Below are 14481 nucleotides of genomic sequence, written 5' to 3'. Positions count from 1 at the left end.
ATTTCCGGCAGAGCCCCGAAACACCTCCCCTTACCCCCGTTTCCGTCGGCCGCGCCCGCCGGAAGGTGAACGGGACGTCGCACCCAGGGGCCACTCAGGGGCACCTCCGCGTTCTTTCCCCGAAGCCGAGCGCCGGACGGTGGCCGAGAACAGCAGCCGGGCCGATGACTGGAACAACGCCCCCGGGAAGAGCCGTTGCCCCTCCTCCGCACATCGACGGCGAACCGGACATGCCACCCATCTCACACTCTGTTAATTTCGCCCTTATGTGCCTAATGATCACTCTTGTCACCCAGGGTGGGTGACGCCGGATGGGCGTAATCCGCGACCATCCCGAACTTGCTCTCTTCCTCTGCCTGTCCCTCGGCTATCTCGTGGGCAAGATCCGCGTCGGCCCCATCACTCTCGGCGGTATCTGCGGCACCCTGATCGTCTCGCTGCTGATCGGCACCCGGCACGTGAGCGTGAACGAGGACGTCAAGACGGTCTTCTTCGCGCTGTTCATCTTCTCGCTGGGCTATCTGGCCGGGCCTCAGTTCTTTGCCAACCTCAACCGCAAGAGCCTGCGCTTCTTCGCCCTGTGCCTGATCGAACTGGTCTGTGTGCTCGGCATCGCCTTCGGTCTGGCCAAGGCATTCGACCTCGACGTGGGTACCGCCTCGGGCATCCTGGCGGGCGCGGCGACCGAGTCCGCCGTGGTCGGTACGGCCACCGAGGCCATCGGCAAGCTCGACGACCTGACCGCCGCCCAGATCACCCAGTACCAGGGGCACGTCGCCACCGCGTACACCGTCTGCTACCTCTTCGGCCTGGTCACCATCGTGCTGTACACCAGCCAGATCATGCCGATGCTGCTGCGCATCAACCTGGCGGACGCCTCACGCGAACTCTGGGAGAAGATGCGCGGCGGCGTCCGCGGGCTGGAGTCCGACGAGCGCGAGGCGCTGCCCCGCACGGTCGGCCGTACGTTCCTGGTGACCCTGGCCGACGGCCGGCGGATCGGCGAGCTGGAGGCCTCGCTCGGCGGCGCCGTCACCGTAGAGGGCGTCAAGCGCGGCAGCGTACTGCTGGACCCCTCCCCCGATCTGGAGCTGACGCTCAGCGATCTGGTCCAGCTGGTGGGCCGGCGGCGCGGGATCATCGAGGCCGGCCGGGAGATCGGTCCGGAGACCCCGTCGGTACCCGGCCTCGACACCCCGCTGGCCACCCGTCAGGTCGCGGTGACCGAGAAGGCCACCGCCGGGTCGACGATCGCCCAGCTGGAGAAGGACCACCCCGAGTTCCGCCGGGACGGCGTGTACATCACCGATGTGCTGCGCAACGACCAGCATCTGCCCGCATCGGCCGAGACCACGGTGCAGCGCGGTGACGTACTGACCCTGGTCGGCGCCCGTTCCGGCCTCAACAGGCTCGTCGCGAAGATCGGTGCAGTCGTCAAGAACGACGCCACGGACTTCATCTACCTGGGCCTCGGCATCGTGGCGGGTTCGCTGATCGGCCAGATCGTCGTCCGGATCGGCGACATCCCGCTGTCGCTCGGCACCGGCGGCGGCTGCCTGGTCTCCGGGCTGCTCTTCGGCTGGTTCCGCTCCCGCAAACAGACCTTCGGGGCCTTCCCCCCGCAGGCCGCGAACACGCTGAAGGACCTGGGTCTTGCCGTCTTCATCGCCTGCACCGGGCTGACCGCCGGGCCACAGGCCTGGCCGCTGCTGAAGGAGTACGGCGCACTGCTTCCGTTCGCCGGGATCGCCATGGTGCTGATCCCCGCGACCATCTCCCTGATCGTCGGACTGACGGTCCTGAAGATCGAGAAGCCGCTGCTGATCGGCGCCATCGCGGGCCAGCAGTGCTCGACCCCGGCGATCACCTCCATCACCCAGGTGGCGCAGAGCTCGGTGCCGCTGCTCGGCTACACGATCACGTACGCACTCTCCAACTTCCTGCTGCCTCTGACCGGTCCCATCCTCGTCGGCGTCCTGGGAGCCTGAATGATCGATTTCCTCAACCGCAACATCTTCGAACCCCATCCCGAACTGCTGGTCTTCCTGGTCGTCGCACTGGGGTTCCTGCTCGGAAAGGTCCGCTACAAGGCGATCGCGCTCGGGGCGGTCACGGGCTGCCTGGTCGCCGGACTCGTGCTGGGAGCTCAGTTCGGCGTCCAGATCGACGGCACGGTGAAGAACCTCTTCTTCATCATGTTCCTGTTCGCACTCGGCTACCGCGTCGGCCCGCAGTTCTTCCGGGGCCTGAAGAAGGACGGGCTGCCCCAGGTCGTCAACGCGGTCGTGGTCTGTGTGTCCGGGCTGCTGATCTCCTGGCTCTTCGCCGTCGTGCTCGGATACGGACCCGGCCTCGGCGCCGGACTCATGAGCGGCGCGCTCACCCAGTCGGCGGCCATCGGTGTCGCCCAGGACGCCATCGGCACCCTGCCCGGCCTCTCCGACGCCCAGGTGAAGTCCGAACAGAACCTGGTCGCGGTCGGCTACGCGGTCACGTATCCGCTCGGCACCATCCTCTGCGCGATGCTCCTCGCCAACGTGCTGCCCCGGCTCTACCGCCGGGACCTGGCGAAGGAGAGCGCGGAGCTGGCGGCCGAGCTGGACGCCCCCGACGAGAACCCGGACGAGGGCGAGGGCTATTACGAGACCGTGCTGCGCGCCTACACGGTCGAGCGCCACGACCTCGTCGGCCGCAGCATCGCCGACTTCGAGGCCCAGCAGCAGGCGCTCGGCCGTCGCGTCTACATCACCCAGGTCCGGCGCGAGGGAACGATCCTGCCGCAGGCCCAGTCCCTGGTACTGCGGGACGGGGACACCATCGCGGTCAGCGCGCTGCGGCACGACCTGGTGGACTTCGACGCCCGTACGCATGTGGGCCCGGAGGCGGACGACGTGGCGCTGCTCGGCTACCGGACCGAGACCCTGCACGTGGTGGCGTCCGAGAAGGCGCAGCTGGGGCGAACGGTCGAGGAGCTGCGCCGGGAGCCGTTCATGGCCGGTGTCTACATCGAGAAGATCTACCGGGCCGGCGCCGAGTTCCCCTTCCGGCTCTCCACCCCGGTGGAGCGCGGCGACACGGTGGTGCTGACCGGTCCGGAGCGGCTGGTCGGCCCGGCGGGCAAGGAGCTCGGCAAGCCCGTGCCGACGAGCTTCGCGACCGACATGGTGTGGGTGGGCCTCGGCATCTTCCTCGGCGGCTGCATCGGTATTCCGGCGCTGACCGCGGGCGGGGTGCCGATCTCGCTCTCCACCTCGGGCGGCGGGCTCATCATGGGTCTGGTCTTCGGCTGGATCCGGGGCAAGTACCCGACGTACGGGAATGTGCCGCCGGGCGCCCAGTGGTTCATGGACACCCTGGGCCTGTGCATGTTCGTCGCGGTGGTCGGCATCAACGCCGGCCCCGGTTTCACCAGCGGTCTTTCCTCGGCGGGCTGGGGGCTGCTGCTCCTGGGAGCCGTCGCCACCGTCGTACCGCTGATCGTCGGATTCCTGGTCGGGCACTACATCCAGAAGATCAGGTTCCCGATCCTGATGGGGGTGCTGGCCGGCGGCCAGACCACCACGGCGGCGATCGGCGCCGTCAACGAGACCTCCAAGTCCCAGATCCCCACGCTCGGTTACACGATCCCGTACGCCGTCGGCAATGTGCTGCTGACCGTGTGGGGCGCCGTCATCGTCATCCTCAACCACTGAACCGCGGGAGCGCAGACATGCCCAAGGCCAGCCTCAGCCGTGCGGAGATCCGCTCGTTCGCCCAGCTCAGCCCGTTCGAGCTGAAGGACAAATTCATCGCCATCGCCCAGTCCGAACAGAGCGACAAGCCCGGCCAGAAGGGCAAGACGATCCGGGCCATGCTGAACGCGGGCCGCGGCAACCCGAACTGGGTCGCCACCGGCCCCCGGGAGGCGTACCACGCGCTCGGGTACTTCGCGCTCGCCGAGTCCCGCCGGGTCTGGACGGCGGACAACCTGGGCGGGATGCCGGAGGAGGCCGGCTGCGCGGACCGCTTCGCGCACTTCGTGCGTACGCATCCGGAGCTGCCCGGGATCGAGCTGCTCCAGGCGAGCATCGACCTGGCGGTCGAGCGCTTCGGTTTCGTGCCCGACGCGTTCGTCCACGAGCTGACGGACTCCTCGATCGGGGACAACTACCCGGTGCCGGGGCGGATCCTGCCGCATGTCGAGCAGGTCGTGCGTGGGTACGTGGCGGACGAGATGTTCGACCGCCGGCCGCCGGAGGGGCAGAACCTGAGCCTGTTCGCGACCGAGGGCGGCACCGCCGCGATGTGCTACATCTTCGACTCGCTGCTGAAGAACGGGATCCTGAGCAAGGGCGACCGCATCGCCCTGATGGTGCCCGTGTTCACCCCGTACCTGGAGATCCCCGAACTGGACACGTACGGCTTCGACGTCGTGCACGTCGAGGCGAACCTGTTCACCGAGACCGGGGTGCGGCAGTGGCGCTATCCGCCGGAGGAGATCGCCAAGCTGGCCGACCCGTCCGTCCGGATGGTCTGCTGCGTCAACCCGAGCAATCCGCCGTCCCTCGCGCTCGCTCCGAAGGTCGCCGAGCAGATCGTGGGGGTCGTCGCCGAGCAGAACCCGAACCTGATCGTGGTGACGGACGACGTCTACGGGACGTTCGTCGAGGGCTTCCGCTCGCTCGCCGCCGACCTGCCCCGCAACTCCCTGCTCGTGTACTCGTACTCCAAGCACTACGGCGCCACCGGCTGGCGGCTCGGTGTCATCGGACTGCACGACGACAACGTCATCGACGATCTGCTGGCCGCGCAGAGCGCCGAGGAGAAGGCGCGCCTGGGCAAGCGGTACGGGACGCTGTCCCTGCACCCGGAGAGGATGCGGTTCATCGACCGCCTGGTCGCGGACTCCCGTCAGGTGGCGCTCAACCACACGGCGGGCCTGTCGCTGCCGCAGCAGGTGATGATGACGCTCTTCTCCCTCTTCGACATGCTGGACGAGGGCCAGGAGTACAAGGTGCGGATCCGCGCCATCGTGCGGCAGCGCCTCGAACTCCTGCTGGAGGGCGCGCACATGAAGATCTCCGAGGATCCCAAGCGTGCCTCGTACTACATCGAGCTGGACCTGCTGGCCGAGGCGGAACGCACGCTGGGCAAGGAGTTCGCCGACTACCTGGAGCAGAACTACGAGCCGGTCGACCCGCTGTTCCGGCTGGCCGAGCAGACGTCCGTGGTGCTGCTCAACGGCGGCGGTTTCGACGGGCCGGAGTGGTCGGTCCGCGTCTCCCTGGCCAATCTGGACGACCTGGACTATCTGAAGATCGGCCACCAACTGCGGGCGATCTTCGACGAGTACGCGCAGGAGTGGCGGGAGTCCGGGGCCGCTTAGGGAATTTCGTCCGGATCAGCCCGGCCTGATCCGTACGAGAGGCCCGTGGGATCTCTCGTACGGATCGGGCCGGATCAGGCGGCGCGCAGGCGGGTCAGGGTGTGTTCCAGCTCCGCCTGGGCGGCCCGGCCCGCGCCCTCCGCGTCGCCCGCCACCACCGCCGTGACCAGCGCCAGGTGCTGCGCGTCGCCGTGCTGGGGGTCACCGCGGCGCAGGCCGAGCAGCTCCACCAGGTCGATGAGCGCCTGCCGCAGCGCGGGGGCGAATTCGGCGAAGAGATCGGTGAGTACGGGGTTGTGGGCGGCCGCCACGACCGCCCGGTGCAGGGCGATGTCGGCATCCACGAACTCCGCGTCGTCCGGTCCGCCGCCCGCCGCCCGCCGTGCCGCGAGCGCCGACTCCAGGGCGATCAGGTCCTCGTCGGTGCGGCGCCGCGCGGCGAGCCGGGCGGCCTGGACCTCGATCAGCATGCGGACCTCGTAGACGTCGGTGACCGCGGCCCGGCGCAGCCGGACCGGCCACTCCTCCGTCGCGTGGTCGGCGATGACGAAGACGCCGGCGCCCTGGCGGGACTGGAGCAGGCCGAGCGTGGCGAGCGTACGCACCGCCTCGCGCACGGTGGAGCGGCCCACACCGAGCGTCTTGGCGAGCGTGGTCTCACCGGGGATCTTCGTGCCGACCGGCCAGTGCCCCTCGGTGATCTGCGTGCGCAGATGACTCGTGGCCTGTTCGACCAGGGGGCTGGGGCGGAGCGGGCCGAGCGAGGACACGGGATTCACCTGTCAGGTTGTCTGAGGACTTGGTTTCTGGCTACTGTACCGAACCATGACGTACCGCGGTCTCCTTCTTCTCGGCTGCCGCGGCGGGGCCTGAAGCGATCGGCACCCCGCCGCGGGGTGCCGTGCTGTGCCGGTCGCATCCGGCGATGCGAGAAGAGACCGTTCCATGTCCCACCGTCTGTCACCGATGCACAGCTTCCCCACGATCTGCACGCCCCTCGGGCCCGTGCCCGAGGCCGCTCCGCACTGGAACCCGCAACGCTCCAGCTCGATGCCCTCGCACCGCTACCGTCCGGCGTTCGACCGTGTCGACATCCCGCTGACCGGCCGGAGCTGGCCGCAGGCCCGTATCGACCGCGCCCCGCTCTGGGTCCCCGTCGATCTGCGGGACGGCAACCAGGCCCTGGCCGAACCGATGGACACCCCGCGCAAGCGCCGGATGTTCGATCTGCTCGTCGCGATGGGCTACAAGGAGATCGAGATCGGCTACCCGTCCGCCAGCCGCACCGACTTCGGCTTCGTACGGCATCTGGCGGAGAGCGGGGCCGTGCCCGACGACGTGACCGTGGTCGTCTTCACCCCGGCCAAGCCGGAGCTGATCGAGCGGACCTTCGAGTCCGTCGTGGGGATGGACCGGGTGGTCGTCCACCTCTACATCCCGACCGCGCCCGTCTGGCGGGACGTCGTACTCGGCCGCAGCCGGGCCGAGGTGCACGGCGTGCTGCTGGATGCCGCGCGGCAGATGGAGCGGCTGGCGCGGGCGAGGCCCGGGGCGGACATCCGGTTCGAGTTCTCCCCCGAGGTCTTCATCCTCACCGAGCCGGACTTCGTCCTGGAGATCTGCAACAGCCTCACCGAGCTGTGGGACGCCTCGCCGGACCGGCCGGTCATCCACAACCTGCCGGCCACGGTGGAGATCGCGACACCGAACGTGTACGCGGACCAGATCGAGTACATGCACCGCCATCTGGACCGGCGTGACTCCGTGATCCTCTCCGTCCACCCGCACAACGACCGCGGTACGGGCGTGGCCTGCGCGGAGCTCGCCGTACTGGCGGGGGCGCAGCGGGTGGAGGGCTGCCTGTTCGGCAACGGGGAGCGCACGGGCAACGTCGACCTGGTCAACCTGGCCCTCAATCTGCACGCCCAGGGTGTCGACCCGATGATCGACTTCTCGGACATCGACGAGATCCGCCGCACGGTCGAGCACTGCAACCGGCTGCCGGTGCCGCCACGCCATCCGTACGGCGGCGACCTGGTGTACACCGCGTTCTCGGGCACGCACCAGGACGCGATCAGCAAAGGTTTCGCGCACCGGGGCGACAGCGGTTCGCCGCTGTGGTCGGTGCCGTACCTGCCGATCGACCCGGCGGACGTGGGGCGTACGTACGAGGCCGTCATCCGGGTCAACAGCCAGTCCGGCAAGGGCGGTATCGCCCATCTGCTGCGGAGCAATCACGGAGTGGACCTGCCGGCGAGGATGCGGGCGGACTTCTCCCGCACGGTGCAGGACGCGACGGACGACAGCGGCCTGGAGGCCACGCCGAAGGACCTGTGGAACCTGTTCGAGGCGACGTACCTGGCGCCCGGACGGGACGGCTCGGTCGCCCTGGCCTCCTGGTCGACGGACCGCGGCCCGGCCGGTGAGCACCGCTTCGTCTGCACGCTGCGGGTGGACGGCCGGGAGGGCGACCACGAGGGCATGGGCGGCGGTGCGGTGTCCGCGTTCACGGACGCGCTGGAGGGTGCCGGGGTGAGGGTCACGGTCCTCGACTTCGCGGAGCACGGGGCGGCCGGAGGGCCGGTCACGGCGTTCGCGGAGTGCCGGGTGGGCGAGCGGGTGTGCTGGGGCGCGGGCCAGGACGCGTCGGGCGTGGCCGCGTCGGTGGCGGCGGTGCTGTCGGCGGTGAACCGGGCGGACCGCTGAGCCCCGTCCGGGCGGAAACCCAGCCCGTCCGGCGATTGAGGACGTCTTTGAGCCCGCCGTCCGGCGATTGAGGACGTCTTTGAGCCCGTCCGGCGATGGAGGACACCCGGACGGGCCGCACGGACAGAGGGGCGCGCACCCCGGCCGGGTGGGGGGAGTGTGGGGGCCGGCCGGGATGCGCGGGCGGGGGAAGGTGGCTACTGGGGTGACTACTTGTACGCGCCGAACGCCTTCGTGAAGGCGAGCGGCTCCTGCGCGAGGGAGCTGCACGAGGCGTCCGCGGACGGCTTGGCCCCGCCGGCGCACTCCTTGTCCCGGGTGCCCGACCACATCGCGAGCCAGGCGAGGCCCTTCTCCTTGGCGAAGGTCACCAGCTGGGTGGCGTCCTCGACCTTGAAGATCTCGGTGCTGACGTCGTTCACACCGATCATCGGGGTGACGGCGACGGCCTTCCACGCATCCGCGTCGGAGAGCCCCAGCACGCCCTTGATCTGGGCCTGGGTGGCCGTCGCTGCCTGGATGGCGTACGTGCCCATGTCGCCGCTGTACGAGGCGCCGTAGTCCATCGCCATGACGTTGACCGCCCCGACGTCCACGCCGTTCTTCTTCGCGTCGGCGATCAGGTCCACGCCGGGCTGGGTCAGGCCCTCGGGCATCACCGGCAGGGTGAAGGAGACGTCGAGGCCGGGGTGGGACTTCTGGAGCTGGGCAATGGCCTGGGAGCGGCGGGAGTTGGCCGCCGTGTCGGGCAGCGCCCCGCCCTCGATGTCGAAGTCGACCTTGGTCAGCTTGTAGGTGTCGACGACCTTGCCGTAGGCCGCGGCCAGGTCGGCGGCCGAGGTGCAGTTCAGTGCCAGTTCGGAGCCGGAGGCGCCGCCGAAGGAGACCCGGACGTCGCCGCCGGCCGCGCGCAGGGCGCCGATCTGGGATGCGACGTGGTCGTCGCCGAGGCCGGTGACCCCGCCCCACAGCGGGGCGCAGCTGCCGCCGGAGGTGATGAAGGCGAGGTTGAACTGCTTCACGCCGGTCTTGGTGGCGGTGTCCAGCAGGTCGAAGGCCGGGTAGAGCGAGGTGTCGACGTACGGGGCGAAGCCCGCGCCGCTCGCCGTGCCGCCGCCGCTGTCGGTCTCGGTGGGCGTCGGGGTGGGGGTCGCCGTCGCGGTCGCGGTGGGCTGTTCGGTGGGGGTGGCCGAAGCGGTGGGGGTGGCCGAAGCGGTCGGGGTGGGGGTCGCCGTCTCGGTGGGGCGGCCGCTCGGTTCCGGTGTCGCGCCGGTGTCGACGGAGCACGTGGCGTCGTCGATGAGGCAGCCGGTGGGGTCGGCGGCCGTGCCGTCGGAGCTGGTGACGAAGCCGATGGTGACGGACTTCCCGGCGGCGAGCTCCTTGTCCCAGCTCGCCGGCTTGACCGTGACGTGGCTGCCGCTGACGGTGTGCTCGCCGTTCCACAGCGAGCTGAGCCTCGTGCCCGCCGGCAGGTCGAATTCGAGCGTCCAGCCGGACTTGGCCGTGTCGGTGTCATTGGTGACGACGTACTGCCCGGTGTATCCGCCGGTCCAGCCGCTGGTCCTCGTGTACGCGGCGCCGACGGCCGCCGCCTGGGCCGTGCCGGTGAGGGCGAAGACCGTGCCGCCGATCACGGCCGCGGCGACGACCGCGCCGATCGCCTTGGTCCTGGTGCTCGCCGTGCGCCGGTGCGTGCTGGTGCCCATCGCGTTCCTGCCTCGTCATACGGAAGTGGGGGATGCGGGAGCACGCTAGCGGCACCGAACCCGGCAAACGGCGCGATCCGGACCGGGGTTGATGTTCTTAGGGTTGTCTTAAGGAGGGCATCGGCGCTGGTTAAAGGTGGGGGCCCGAACGGAATCGGAGCGCCGCGCTCCGGCGGATGACTCCGCGTCGCTGCCGCCCCACCCGGTGGCCTCGCCCGCGCCGCTGCGGCTGCTGCCCGTCGAGCCCGATCCAGATGCGCACCTCGGTGCCGCCGAGCACCGAACGCCCGATCCGCACGTCGCCCCCGGTGGACTCGGCGACCCTGCGGACGATGTCGAGGCCGAGACCGGTCGAGCCCACCGCACCCTTCGCGCCGCCGCGCCCGCTGCTGCCGCGTGCCAGTGCGGCCTTCGGGTCCGCTATGCCGCCGCCCGCGTCCGACACGAGCACGATCACCGCGTCCCCGCTGTGGTGGACGTCGACGGAGAAGGCGGTGCCCTCCGCGGTGTGCCGGAAGACGTTGCCGAGCAACGCGTCGAGTGCGGCGACCAGTTCGGGGCGGGCCACCGGGATACGTACCGTACGGTCCACTCCCGCCAGGCGCACCTCGCGGCCCTCGTCCTCCGCCAGCGCGGACCAGAAGTCCATCCGCTCGCGGATCACCTCGGAGACATCGCAGCCGGCCCCGGGCCCGCCGTTCTGCCCCTGGGGCTGGGGGCGTTGTTCGCGGGCGGTCCTGATGATCGTGTCGACCTCACGCTCCAGCTGCTGGACGGCCGCCCGGGTCTGTTCGGCCGCCGGCCCCTCGCCGAGCGAGGCGGCGTTGAGCCGGAGCACGGTGAGCGGGGTGCGCAGCCGGTGCGAGAGGTCGGCGGCCAGTTCGCGCTCGTTGGCGAGGAGCTGGACGACCTGGTCGGCCATGGAGTTGAACGCGGCTGCGGCGGAACGGAGTTCGGTCGGCCCCTCCTCCGGCACCCGGGTGCCCAGCCGCCCCTCCCCCAGGTCCTGCGCGGCGCCCGCCAGCCGCCGGGCCGGCTGCACCATGCGTACGCCCAGCCGGTCGGCCACCGCCACCGATCCGACGATCAGCGCGATACCGACGCCCGCCAGCATCAGCCAGGCGGTGGCGACGCCGTTGGAGACCTCGTCCTCCGGCACGAACACCTCGACGACGACGGTGCCCCGGGAACCCAGCGACGTCGGCTGGAGCAGCGCGGAGCCGCCCGCCACCTCCGTGATGGAGGCGCGCCCCGACTTCCGTACGGTCTCCAGGTCCTTGCGGGTGGCGCGCCGGATGCCGATCTCCACCGCCACGCCGTCGGCCTCGCCGGACGCGGGGACGTGGACGGCCATCCGTCCGGCGACTCCGGGTTCGGTGGTGAGGACGGCCGTTTCCAGCTCGGTGCGGTCGGTGGTGATGGAGAGCGTGGGGCCGATCGTCGCGGCCTGCCGTTCGGCGTCGGAGAAGGCGCGGTCGCGCGCCATCTCCTTGATGACGAGACCGAGGGGGACGGCGAAGGCGATCACGACCATCGCGGTGACGGCCAGGCAGACCTTGACCAGGGCCCATCTCATGCGGGCTGCTCCGGGGGTGCGGCGGGCGGCTGGAGCTTCACGCCGACGCCGCGCAGGGTGTGCAGATAGCGGGGCCGGGCGGCGGTCTCGCCCAGTTTCCGGCGCAGCCAGGAGAGATGGACGTCGATGGTCTGGTCGTCCCCGTAGGACTGCTGCCAGACCTCCGCGAGGAGTTCCTTGCGCGGGACGACGACGCCCGGCCGGCCGGCCAGGAAGGTGAGAAGGTCGAACTCGCGCCGGGTGAGGTCGAGTTCGGCTCCGTCGAGTTCGGCCTGGCGCCGCAGCGGGTCGATGGAGAGCCCGCCGACCTGGAGAACGCGCGACGGCGGGGCCTCGCCGCCGGCCGCCCGTGAGCGGCGCAGTACGGCGGCCATGCGGGCCGAGAGGTGTTCCACGGAGAACGGCTTGGTCAGGTAGTCGTCGGCGCCGTCGTTGAGCAGCCGGACGATCTCGCTCTCGTCGTCGCGCGCGGTCGCGATGATGACCGGCACATCGGTGATGCCGCGCAGCATCTTCAGCGCCTCGGCCCCGTCGAGATCGGGCAGTCCGAGGTCGAGGATGACCACGTCGAACCGGAAGTGGGCGACCTCGCGCAGCGCTTCGAGCGCGGTGCCGACACTCCGTACCGTGTGGGAGGCCTCGGTCAGGTGCCGGATGAGGGCGGATCGTACGAACTGGTCGTCCTCGACCACGAGCACACTTGGCATGGGCGGCACCGTACGCCATCGGACCGGGTGCGGTCCGCCCGGTGGCGGTAGTGGGGACAGGGCGGGGACCGTGGGGCAGGATGTGCCGGATGCAACGAGGTCTCGTACACGCGCTCGCGTGGTCGCTCGCCACCGGCGCCGCGGTCACGCTGTCGTGGTGGGGTGTGCACACCGTGATGGCGGGCACGGCGTACGACCCGCCGCGCGCGGTGCCGATCGCGGCGGGGCCCCGGAGCGACGGGGACAGCGCCGGGATCCTGTCGTCCTCGACGCATCGCCCGGCGCCGTCCCCGTCGAGGACGCCCCGCGCCACCCCCCGGGCCACCGCGAAGCAGTCCGCGACCCCGTCCCGGACGCCGTCGCACACCCCCTCCGGTACTCCGCGCCCGACGGCGACGGCGACGGCGACGCCCACCGCGTCGGGCACGGTGAGGAGTTACGGGACCGACGGCGGCCGGATCGTCTTCGAGCTCGGCAAGGACTCGGCGAAGCTGGTGTCGGCCACTCCGGAGCAGGGCTGGTCGGTGCAGGTCTGGTCGAACACCACCTGGATCCGGGTGAACTTCACCAAGGACGACGGCACGACGGTTTCGGTCTTCTGCACCTGGAACGACCATCCGCCGCAGGTGGAGATCGTGAAGTCCTGAGCCCTCGGCGGAGTTCAGTCGAAGGCGGTGGCCGGCGGTGCGGGTGACGGCCTGGCGTCCGCGTCGTGCACCGCTGCCGCGCCGCCGGTGAAGTCGGCGAGCGCCCGCCCGTGCTCGACGCGTCCCGGGTGCGGATCGGTCGCCACCCTTCGGGTCAGCTCCGCGGTCCTCGGCGCCACGTCCGAGGCGAGCAGCACGGCGTTGCCGAAGCGGCGGCCGCGGAACACGGTCGGGTCGGCGGCGAGCGCCAGTTCGGGGAAGACGGCCGCGGCGGTGGCGATCTGGCCGCGCAGATGGGCCAGCGGCGGCCCGTCGGCGAGGTTGGCCACGTAACTCCCGCCGGGCTTCAGGACGCGGCGCACCTCGGCGAGGAACTCGGTGCTGGTGAGATGGGCGGGGGTACGGGCCCCGCTGAAGACGTCGGCGATGACGAGGTCGGCCCAGCCGTCCTGGATCTTCCCGAGTCCGGCGCGGGCGTCGGTGGCGCGGACCCGGATCCTCGCCTGCGGGTCCAGCGGCAGCTCCCGGCGCACCAGCTGGACGAGGGCGGCGTCCACCTCGACGATCTGCTGGGTGGAGCGGGGGCGGGTCGCGGCGATGTAGCGGGCGAGGGTGAAGGCCCCGCCGCCCAGATGCACGACGTGCAGCGGCTGCCCGGGGGGCGCCACCAGATCGGCGATGTGCCCGATGCGGCGCTGGTACTCGAACGAGAGGTGCGTCGGATCGTCCAGGTCCACATGGGACTGCGGGGCGCCGTCGATCGTCAGGGTCCAGGCACGCCGGCGTTCCCGGTCGGGTACGAGCTCGGCGAGGCCGCCGTCCACCGGCTCGGTGACGTTGCCCGTGGGGCGCTCGGAGCCGCGTGCCGCCTTGCGGTCGGTCCTGCGGTCCGCGCGCTGCTTGCGGTCGCCCGCGCCACCGGCCGCTCCTCGACGTGCCACTGCTCCTCGTCCCTGCTCACTGCTCATCGTGTCCGGGGCCGGTCGGGGACCGGCCATGACGGGCTGATCAAGGCACCCGCCGTCCGGCCATTATGAGCTCCGGGGCCACCCGGCACCTTCTCAGCGGCAGTTGTCGGCCGCCTCGATCAGTCGGGCCGCCTGGTCGAGCGCGGCCCGCAGTACGGCCGGGTCGGTGACCGGGGTGTCGTCGGCGGGCGGCAGCAGCCAGCCGCTGCCCGGGGCCGGCGGCTCGGCGGGGATGCGCAGCCCGCGGCCGTCGGTCTGCGTACAGGCACTGCCCGGTACGTCCCAGGCCTGGGCGGTGCCGGGGGGCACCAGGAAGCCGAGGGTGGCGCAGGCGCCGTCGTGGAGGACCGGACCGACGGCCTCCACATCCGCGCCGCGCCGCAGGATGTCGACGGCCTCCAGGCCCTGGCGGGCGGGGACGGTCACGAGATCGCAGGGTTCGGGCTCGGGGGGTGCGCCGGGGGCGCAGGGCCCCTCGGCGGATGCCGTGGTGCCTGCCGTCGCCGTGGTGGCCGCCGTCGTCGTGGTGGCCGCAGTCGTCGCGGTCGTTCGCGATCCGGTCGCCGTGCCGAGGTGCAACAAGGGACCTCTCCTCTCATCGCCGGGCGGAGCCGGACTCCGTCTCCGCATGGACCAACGTGCCGACCGCGTCAAGGGCTACGGTGCAGCACCGCCGCAAAGGGTGGCAGTTCATGGCGGATCGTGGGCGAGATATCCGATTTGTTGGGAAACGCAGTGTGTGTGACTCGTCACAGCAGGTACGTTCTTGCTCCGCCGGGACACCGGAAACAGGCGCCCGGCTC

11 protein-coding genes are annotated in these 14481 nt (G+C 70.9%); 5 read left to right on the top strand and 6 right to left on the bottom strand.

The window, feature by feature from the left end:
* Positions 1 to 311 precede the first annotated feature (311 nt).
* Genes aspT (OG912_RS22965) through OG912_RS22955 form a run of 3 tightly spaced genes read left to right on the top strand, consistent with a single transcriptional unit; the run spans position 312 to position 5365 of the window.
* Positions 312 to 1988 (top strand): aspartate-alanine antiporter, encoded by a 1677-nt coding sequence (gene aspT, locus OG912_RS22965; RefSeq protein ID WP_327711053.1) that lies wholly within the window; start codon positions 312 to 314, stop codon positions 1986 to 1988.
* A complete protein-coding gene (gene aspT / locus OG912_RS22960) occupies positions 1989 to 3692 on the top strand; it encodes an aspartate-alanine antiporter (protein WP_327711052.1) in 1704 nt (567 codons plus the stop codon).
* Positions 3693 to 3709: 17 nt separating this feature from the next.
* Entirely contained in the window at positions 3710 to 5365 is a 1656-nt protein-coding gene (locus OG912_RS22955) for a bifunctional aspartate transaminase/aspartate 4-decarboxylase (RefSeq protein ID WP_327711051.1), read from the top strand.
* A 74-nt stretch (positions 5366 to 5439) separates the two neighbouring features.
* Here the strand turns inward: OG912_RS22955 and OG912_RS22950 are convergent, their stop codons facing one another.
* Positions 5440 to 6144, bottom strand: coding sequence for a FadR/GntR family transcriptional regulator (locus OG912_RS22950; RefSeq protein ID WP_443061008.1), 705 nt, complete (start codon positions 6142 to 6144; stop codon positions 5440 to 5442).
* Positions 6145 to 6310: 166 nt separating this feature from the next.
* Here OG912_RS22950 and OG912_RS22945 point away from each other — a divergent pair, with 166 nt between their 5' ends.
* Positions 6311 to 8071, top strand: coding sequence for a 2-isopropylmalate synthase (locus OG912_RS22945; RefSeq protein WP_327711049.1), 1761 nt, complete (start codon positions 6311 to 6313; stop codon positions 8069 to 8071).
* A 209-nt stretch (positions 8072 to 8280) separates the two neighbouring features.
* Here the strand turns inward: OG912_RS22945 and OG912_RS22940 are convergent, their stop codons facing one another.
* The 3 genes from OG912_RS22940 to OG912_RS22930 form a co-directional block, all read right to left on the bottom strand.
* Complete coding sequence (locus OG912_RS22940) at positions 8281 to 9780, bottom strand: glycoside hydrolase family 18 protein (RefSeq protein ID WP_327711048.1); 1500 nt, start codon at positions 9778 to 9780, stop codon at positions 8281 to 8283.
* A gap of 130 nt (positions 9781 to 9910) precedes the next feature.
* Complete coding sequence (locus tag OG912_RS22935) at positions 9911 to 11356, bottom strand: HAMP domain-containing sensor histidine kinase (RefSeq protein WP_327711047.1); 1446 nt, start codon at positions 11354 to 11356, stop codon at positions 9911 to 9913.
* Positions 11353 to 12063 carry a response regulator transcription factor gene (locus OG912_RS22930; RefSeq protein ID WP_326736313.1) on the bottom strand — a complete coding sequence of 237 codons (711 nt, stop codon included), beginning with the start codon at positions 12061 to 12063 and terminating at the stop codon, positions 11353 to 11355. The genes OG912_RS22935 and OG912_RS22930 overlap by 4 nt, the downstream gene beginning before the upstream one ends.
* An 89-nt stretch (positions 12064 to 12152) precedes the next feature.
* On the opposite strand from OG912_RS22930, the gene OG912_RS22925 reads away from it, so the two are divergent.
* A complete protein-coding gene (locus OG912_RS22925; RefSeq protein WP_327711046.1) occupies positions 12153 to 12710 on the top strand; it encodes a hypothetical protein in 558 nt (185 codons plus the stop codon).
* Between the two features lie 14 nt (positions 12711 to 12724).
* Here OG912_RS22925 and OG912_RS22920 read toward each other — a convergent pair whose 3' ends face one another.
* Positions 12725 to 13651 (bottom strand): spermidine synthase, encoded by a 927-nt coding sequence (locus tag OG912_RS22920; RefSeq protein WP_327711045.1) that lies wholly within the window; start codon positions 13649 to 13651, stop codon positions 12725 to 12727.
* A 120-nt stretch (positions 13652 to 13771) separates the two neighbouring features.
* The gene (locus OG912_RS22915; RefSeq protein WP_326736316.1) at positions 13772 to 14260 is read right to left on the bottom strand and encodes a hypothetical protein; all 489 of its coding nucleotides are present in this window, start codon (positions 14258 to 14260) and stop codon (positions 13772 to 13774) included.
* Positions 14261 to 14481 lie beyond the last annotated feature (221 nt).

The sequence above is a fragment of the Streptomyces sp. NBC_00464 genome (assembly GCF_036013915.1).
In the GTDB taxonomy this organism is placed as follows: domain Bacteria; phylum Actinomycetota; class Actinomycetes; order Streptomycetales; family Streptomycetaceae; genus Streptomyces.
Note: the sequence above shows the minus strand (reverse complement) of the source record. Positions and strands in the feature narration are given on the sequence as shown.

Coding starts and splice junctions, on each gene's coding strand:
- aspT (WP_327711053.1), top strand. CDS start 312: ATGGGCGTAATCCGCGACCATCCCGAACTTGCTCTCTTCCTCTGCCTG.
- aspT (WP_327711052.1), top strand. CDS start 1,989: ATGATCGATTTCCTCAACCGCAACATCTTCGAACCCCATCCCGAACTG.
- OG912_RS22955 (WP_327711051.1), top strand. CDS start 3,710: ATGCCCAAGGCCAGCCTCAGCCGTGCGGAGATCCGCTCGTTCGCCCAG.
- OG912_RS22945 (WP_327711049.1), top strand. CDS start 6,311: ATGTCCCACCGTCTGTCACCGATGCACAGCTTCCCCACGATCTGCACG.
- OG912_RS22940 (WP_327711048.1), bottom strand. CDS start 9,780: ATGGGCACCAGCACGCACCGGCGCACGGCGAGCACCAGGACCAAGGCG.
- OG912_RS22935 (WP_327711047.1), bottom strand. CDS start 11,356: ATGAGATGGGCCCTGGTCAAGGTCTGCCTGGCCGTCACCGCGATGGTC.
- OG912_RS22930 (WP_326736313.1), bottom strand. CDS start 12,063: ATGCCAAGTGTGCTCGTGGTCGAGGACGACCAGTTCGTACGATCCGCC.
- OG912_RS22925 (WP_327711046.1), top strand. CDS start 12,153: ATGCAACGAGGTCTCGTACACGCGCTCGCGTGGTCGCTCGCCACCGGC.